Genomic DNA, 7,149 nt, shown 5'->3' on the forward strand with positions numbered 1-7,149 from the left:
GCGCAAGGGCTGGCATCCTACCCACAACCACCGCTATCGTGAAGAACCTCTATTCCTTACCAGCCCTGGGTGACGAGAACGGGGCTCGGCCCTTGTGGGCGGTGCAAGACGCCACCTGGAACGTCGTCGGGGTGGGGCGGCTCAGGGAACGCCGTCAAGCGGTACGTTAACCCTCCGCTCGACGCGTACGACAACTTCGTGACCGGGCCGAAGTACGTGCCCGCGCCGGAGCGCAAGAAGGTCGAGGGCGTACCCGAGGGCAAGGTGGAGCAGTTCGAGATCGACTCGAAGGAGACCAAGCTCTTCAACCCCGGCGTCGCCCGCAAGGCGTTCGGGAAGGTCGACCCGAACAACCCGAAGACGCTCATCGTCGAGACGCACACCATCGACTACAAGCGCAAGGTCGGGGTGTACGTCCCCGCGCAGTACAAGGAGGGCACCGGGGCCCCGTTCATGGTGGTCCACGACGGCCCCGGCCAGGGCCGCGGGCTACAGGACCGTCCTCGACAACCTGATCGCCCAGAAGCGGATCCCGCCGATCGTGCTGATCGCGTTCCAGAACGGCGGCGGCGACGCCCAGGGGCACGAGCGGGGCAAGGAGTACGACAACATGAACGGCGACTTCGCCACGTACATCGAGGACGAGGTGCTGCCGCGGGTGGAGAAGCACTGCAAGGTGAAGCTCACGAAGGACCCCGGCGGCCGCGCGGCGATGGGGTGCAGCTCCCGCGGCTCGGCCGCGCTCATCATGGCCTCCACCCAGTCGTGCATGTCGTCCCGCGTCACGTTCGGGCTGAGCAGGTCCCGGTCGCCGACCTGGATGAACAGGCGGATCGGCTTCTTCGGCTCCTTGGGGTTGAGCGTCTCGTGGAACCCCCACGCGCCGTCGGGGAACTTGGGGTCGAACGGCCACGCCTGGTTCACGAACGTGCCCGAGGTGGTCAGCACCCGGTGGTACTGGTCGGTGCGGGACCACGCCAACCACCGCATGGCCGAGGTGCTGAAGGAGAAGGGGTACGAGTACCAGTACCTGTTCTGTCAGGGTCCCGCCACTGCGACGGCAACGCGCAGCAGCAGTTCCTCCCGCACGCCATCGAGTGGGTGTGGAAGGGTACGCCCCGAAGCTGAGCACGTATCAACGGAAGGGTCGCGGGGGGTGACCAAAAGCTGTCCACCCGCGACCGTTGTAGCCCGTGCAGGTCGGGAGCAGGGGCGAGTAAATTAACGCAAGACAGAATATTTGAATCCATCCGTTTGGTTTGTGCGGGGCTTCGCCCTGCTCTACTCTTCGCCGCACTGACGAGGGTGCATTTAAGATCAGATATTCTTCGCAATGTGTTTTATTCTCCACCACTTGGAGTCGGGAATGCTGTTTCGGCCACCTCGACCGCGGTTCGGGTTCACCCTGATCGAACTGCTCGTCGTCATCGCCATCATCGCAATCCTGATCGGGTTGCTCCTTCCCGCGGTCCAGAAGGTTCACGAGGCCGCCGCCCGAATCCGGTGCCAGAATAACGTCAAGCAGATCGCCCTGGTCGTTCACAACTACACTGGGGCGCAAGACGGCAAGTTCCCGGGCATCTTCGACGTTCTCAACGGCAACGTGCAGACCCCGTTCTTCATCCAACTGCTTCCCTACCTCCAACAAGAGCCGCTGTTCCGGGCCGCAATGGGGAGTACCGGTCCCACCTCTCCGGCGGGTGACCCGGTCACGGTTGGTGCCTGGTACGGATCGGGAATCTACCTCAGATCAACTCCCAAAACGTTCCTGTGCCCGTCGGACGGCACCGTGCCTCCGAACGGTCAGATCCCGAGCAACTCGGGGTTGGACGCCAGCGTCGGTGGCAACTCGTTCAAGAGTTTCCAGACTCGGGCCGCCGGATCGTACTCCGCGAGCCAACCCTTGTTCGGTTCCCGCGGTGCGGGTGGGACCGGGTACAAGAGTTACTGGACGGCCCAGTACAAAATCGACACGATCCCGGACGGCACCTCGAACACGCTCGCGTTCGCCGAGCGGTACTGCTTCATCGACGGGTCCAATCTCGGGGCGGGGTCCAGGAACTGGGCCAACTTGTGGTGGGGTTCGGCCACGCTGTACTGGTTGAACCCGCCGGGCGCGGCCCCGATGCTCGGGTACCTCAGCACCGCGGTCCCACAGATTGCTCCCAAGCCCGCCGACGCGGACTACACCCGCCCGCAGACCGCGCACCCCGGCGGCATGGTCGCCGGACTCGCGGATGGGAGCGTCCGCACGGTCTCGGGGACCGTGACCGCAGCGGCGTGGGGTTCTGCTCCGTCACCGAGCGACGGGAACGTCCTTCCGAGCGACTGGTAAACCACGCGATCAATCCCCAGTGGCACGACCGCGACACCTTCGTCCGAAGCGTGTTGAGGGTGCCACCGCCCGCGTCGCGCGCGTCCGCCGGGAGCGGCTCGCCCCCCAACCTTCACTGCCGTGAAGCGCTGCCCACGTCGTCGCCCGAGGTGTCCATGTCTGGTGCTGCAGATCCGAGCGCGGGTTCCGACCCGGACAACGCGAACACGCGGACGGGCTGGTCGCCCCCATCCGACTACCGCGAAACGCTGCCGGCGCCCGCGCCGGAGGCGCCCCCCGCCACAATGGCGCAGCAATCTGCGGCCGGAACCCTGGCCCAATCGCCGGAGCAGGTGGCGCGAGCGGCGGCGGCGTCTGGAACCCTGATCCCGGGGTACGAGATCGAAGGCGAGTTGGGCCGCGGCGGGATGGGCGTCGTGTACAAGGCCCGACAAGTTGGGTTGAACCGCGTGGTCGCCCTGAAGATGGTGATCGCCGGCCCGTACGCCGATCCGGTGACCCGCGCGCGGTTCCTCCTCGAAGCCGAATCTGTCGCGGCCCTGGAGCACCCGCACGTCGTCCGCGTGTTCGCCTTCGGCGAGCACAACGGCCTCCCGTACCTGTCGATGGAGTTCCTGCCGGGCGGCACGCTCGCGTCGCGCCTGAAGCAGAACGGCCCGCTCGCGGCGAGGCAGGCGGCGGGGGTCGTGGCGAAGTTGGCGGCGGCGGTCGCGCACGCCCACAGCCACGGGATCGTCCACCGCGACATCAAGCCCGGGAACATTCTGCTGTCGGCGGACGGCGAGCCGCGGCTCGCCGACTTCGGGCTCGCGAAGGTCGGGCGGTCGGACCTGACCGGCTCGGGGGCGATCCTCGGCACCCCGGCGTACATGAGCCCCGAGCAGGCGGCGGGAAAGGTGCGTGAGGTCGGCACCCCGTCTGACGTCTACGCCGTTGGCGCCGTCCTCTACGACCTCCTCACGGGCCGGCCCCCGTTCCTCGCCGACTCGGCCGCGGTGACGCTCCAACAGGTGCTCACCGCCGAGCCCGAACGGCTGCGGAAGTGGATCCCGTCGATCCCCCGTGACCTGGAAACCGTGTGCCTGAAGTGCCTGGCGAAGGAGCCCGCGAAGCGGTACCCGACGGCACAAGCACTCGCCGACGATCTCAACCACTTCCTGATCGGGGAGCCGATCAGCGCGCGACCCGCGGGGCCGTTGGAGCGCGTGGTCAAGTGGGTCCGCCGGCGCCCCGCGGCGGCCCGCGTCCTGGGGTTGGGGTTAATCGCGGTAATGGTGATCCTCGGTCTGGCCCTGAAGCACCGCGTGGAGTTGCGTGAAGCGGACGAGCGCGAGCGGTTGGCCGGGGTCCGGGCCGAACTGGCAGACGAGCAGACGCGGCGGGCACGGGCCGAGCGAGCGGCGGCCGACCGGGCGGCGGACGCCCAGGAGTTCTTCCGCCTCGTGACACAGGCCCGGAACCGCCGCCTCAACGGCCGACTCGGTTGGACGTGGGCGGCCCGTGAGGACCTGACGCACGCGACCCGTCTGGCCCACGACCCCGCTCGGGCCACCGACCTACGGGACGAAATGGTCGCCTCGTTGACGGCCCTGGACGCACGCGAAGTGGCTCAGTGGAAGCTCCCGGAGCGGACCGAAGACGGGCACTTCCTCGCCGCCCACCCGACGCTCCCGCTCGTGGCCGCGACCCAGTTCGCCTTCCCCGGCTGGACCGAGGGCTTCCCGCAACTCAGCGTGTGGTTGCTCGACAGCGCGACCGGGCAACTGGTCCACACGCTGCGTGCCCCGGTCGACCTCGGCAACACCAGCCCGGGCGGGTCGAAGGAGTCGCCGGCCGGACTGGCGTTCAGCCCCGACGGACGGTGGCTGGTGATGTCCTCACGCGCGGGGCGGTTGCACCGGTGGGCGGTGTCCGGCCCGGCACCCGGTCCGGTGACAACGTGGAGCGGGCGCGGGCACGGTGGGGCGGCCGCGTTCAGCCCGGACAGCCGGTCGTTGTACACCCGCTGCGGGAGGTGGCTCCAGGTCTGGGACACGGGAACCTGGAAAGAAACCGCGGCGCGAGAGCTGGGGGCCGATGTCCGGACGATCACCCCCGTGCCGGCTGCGGAATCTTTGGTCCTTGCGCTCCTCAATCAGATTCTGTTCCTCGACCAGCACGACCTGTCCGACCTGCGCCCGCCGCTCCCGATCGGCGGCCACACGAGTGTCACGGTGGGGCCGGACGGCCGAACGGCGCTGGCCGTCGATGGCTCGCAGGTCGTGATCCTCGACCTCGTTTCTCGGGCTCGATCGGGGGCCATCGACTACCGCCCCGCACCCGGGTCCGGCGTGCCGACCACGGGGATCAGCCCCGACGGCCGGTTCGCCGTCGTCTCGCCGGGCAGCCGCGGCCTCGTGCTCCACGACCTCGGGAGCGGCCGGCGCGTCTGTGAGCTCCCCGTGCCCGACCGGGAACCCGGCCCGCCGTTCACGTTCTCCCCGGACGGAAAGCGACTGTACGTCGGCGGCCGCAACCAGGGCCGCGTGTACGAACTAAGCGGACCCCGCACCGTCGCGCTGGGCTCACAGCAGATCGCGCGGTTCGGAACCTCGCCGGACGCGCGGACCCTGTACACCGTTGCCGGGCACGCCTCCCGACCGGGGAACGAGGGCAGTGAACTCGGCGTGTGGGCCGCAGCGGGCTCACTCCGAGCCCCCGTATCCCGTCGGGCCATCCCCTTCGGCCATGCACGGGTCCCGTTCGTCGCCCCGGTCCAGCAACCCGACGGGTTGTGGCTCGCGAGCGGGGCGGGCGGGCGGGGCATCGCCTGGAACCTGGGTGACGGGACATCCGTGGAGTTCCCCATCCCGCACACGGAAACGGCGGAGCGCTCCGTGTGCTTCGGCCCCAGCGGCAGTTTGTGGGTCGGGGGCGAGAAAGCAATCGCGTACTCGCTTCCCGGGATGATGAGGACTGGTGCGGAGTACTCGGACCCGCTGGTCGGAGCACTCCGCGGCCGGGGATCGGCTTCAGTGGTGACGGGCGGCCGGGCCGGGATTCTGGCCGTAACGGGCGTTGGCGGGTTGGCGTGGCTGAACGAGAAGGGGCACCCACTCGCGACGTGGTTCGGAGGGGCCGCCTCCGTTCTCGCGCTCTCGCCCGACGAGCCCCTGGCCCTCGTCGGATCGCACTCCGGGGCCGTGGGAATCTATCGCCTTCCCACCGGGGAATCGGTCGCGACCTGGCCCGCACACACAGAGCGCGTGACGGCCGCGTGCTGGCTCGGCCCCCGGGAGTTCGCGACCGCGTCCAGCGACAAGACGCTCACGCTCTGGCGCGTCTCGCCAGGATCCCCGGTCAAGCTGTTCACGATACCCACCCGCGCCACGGTTTCCGATCTCGCCCGAGTGGTCGGCGGCGGGCTGGCGGTCCTCGAGACGGAGTCGCGAGTGGTGACCGTCATCGACCTCCCCGAACTCACGCGGGAACTCGCCGCTCGTATGCTCGGGGTATCGCTCACGGTGGACGATGCGTTCCCCACCGACCCGGTGACCCCGTACTGGGCGAAGCTCGCCCCCGCAGCGACCAACGGGTTGCGAGCCGAGTATTTCTGCTATTCCAGCGAGGCACCCGACGAACTCACTCACGCGCTCACGCAAATCGAGCCCGAACCGGGAGGTGCGTGGGGCCAGACGAGACCGAACGCGGAGGTGCGGGGCGAGCACTTTAGAGTCTGCTACCGCGGGTGGATCAAGGCACCCCGGCCGGGGCGGTACGTGCTCGGCATCGAGGTGGACGACGAGGCGCGGGTGTACCTGGACGGGAAGCCCGTCGGGGACCGGGTCGCGGGCGGTCGCGGCGAGATCCCGCTCGCCCTCTCCGACAGGCCGCACCGTTTACGGATCGAGTACGCTCAGACCACCGGCCCGGCGGCGCTCCGGGTGACGTGGTCCCGCCCCGAGGGGTTCGCCGCACGGCCGCTCGGCCCCGCCGTCTTTCCGGACCGTACAACGGCTGAGAACGCCGTGGTTCCCGATCCCCAATCCAAGTGAATGACCGAGCCCCGTTCACTCTCTGCTTGATAATGGGTCCGGAAGTTGCCTGAACAATATCCCCGACATCATCCTATTTGGCCAGGAGCCCCATGCTGCCCCCATCGCGCCGTAAGGCCTTTACGTTGATCGAACTATTGGTTGTGATCGCAATCATCGCGATTCTCATCGGACTGCTTCTGCCAGCAGTTCAGAAAGTCCGGGAGGCCGCCGCGCGGATGAAGTGCCAGAACAACCTCAAGCAGCTCGGCTTGGCGCTCCACAACTATCAAGACTCGAAGCTCTCTTTCCCAGTACCCTTCTGGGCCGAAATTGGAGCCGGCCACACGAACGGCGACTGGGGTTGGGCGGTGGAGATCTTGCCTTATCTTGAACAAACGTCCCTTCACACTGCACTGAATCCGGGGAACTACATGGGCGACATCCCCGGTGTGAATTCGACGACCCAGACAGCGCCGTCCGTCTTCCTATGTCCCTCTGACCCCGTCGGCGGAACGACAAATAGCTATGCGGGCGATTACGCCCGCTCGAACTACTTGGTCAGCCAGTTGATCACAAGCTCAATCCAGACCACGAATGGCGTCGTCACCTACCGGAGAACGTTCACCCTTGCCCTGATCACCGATGGAACGAGCAATACGTTGATGGTGGGGGAGCGGGATATGAAGAAAATCACCTCTGGCGGCATCTGGATCGGCCGTATTAAAGGCAAGACCGACGCCGTCGCTTAGAGCGTTCGGAAAGAATGAGCGGTTGGCATGGGGGCTGCTCCCTGGTGAT

General features: G+C 67.6%; 5 protein-coding genes. 4 read left to right on the forward strand and 1 reads right to left on the reverse strand.

Annotation, left to right across the window (positions count from 1 at the left end):
• Positions 1 to 141: 141 nt before the first annotated feature.
• Positions 142 to 465, reverse strand: a complete 324-nt coding sequence (locus ACTIGN_RS14760) for a hypothetical protein (RefSeq protein WP_439625093.1) — start codon at positions 463 to 465, stop codon at positions 142 to 144.
• A gap of 76 nt (positions 466 to 541) precedes the next feature.
• On the opposite strand from ACTIGN_RS14760, the gene ACTIGN_RS14765 reads away from it, so the two are divergent.
• The 4 genes from ACTIGN_RS14765 (at position 542) to ACTIGN_RS14780 (ending at position 7,100) form a co-directional block, all read left to right on the forward strand.
• Positions 542 to 1,225 (forward strand): alpha/beta hydrolase-fold protein, encoded by a 684-nt coding sequence (locus ACTIGN_RS14765; protein WP_439625095.1) that lies wholly within the window; start codon positions 542 to 544, stop codon positions 1,223 to 1,225.
• 141 nt (positions 1,226 to 1,366) lie between these two features.
• Positions 1,367 to 2,335 (forward strand): DUF1559 family PulG-like putative transporter, encoded by a 969-nt coding sequence (locus tag ACTIGN_RS14770; RefSeq protein ID WP_439625097.1) that lies wholly within the window; start codon positions 1,367 to 1,369, stop codon positions 2,333 to 2,335.
• A gap of 284 nt (positions 2,336 to 2,619) precedes the next feature.
• Positions 2,620 to 6,369: a protein kinase domain-containing protein gene (locus ACTIGN_RS14775; RefSeq protein WP_439625099.1), complete on the forward strand. Its 3,750-nt coding sequence runs from the start codon at positions 2,620 to 2,622 to the stop codon at positions 6,367 to 6,369.
• Between the two features lie 92 nt (positions 6,370 to 6,461).
• A complete protein-coding gene (locus ACTIGN_RS14780) occupies positions 6,462 to 7,100 on the forward strand; it encodes a DUF1559 domain-containing protein (RefSeq protein WP_439625101.1) in 639 nt (212 codons plus the stop codon).
• The last annotated feature ends 49 nt before the right edge of the window (positions 7,101 to 7,149 follow it).

The sequence above is a fragment of the Gemmata sp. genome (assembly GCF_051859125.1).
In the GTDB taxonomy this organism is placed as follows: Bacteria; Planctomycetota; Planctomycetia; order Gemmatales; family Gemmataceae; genus Gemmata.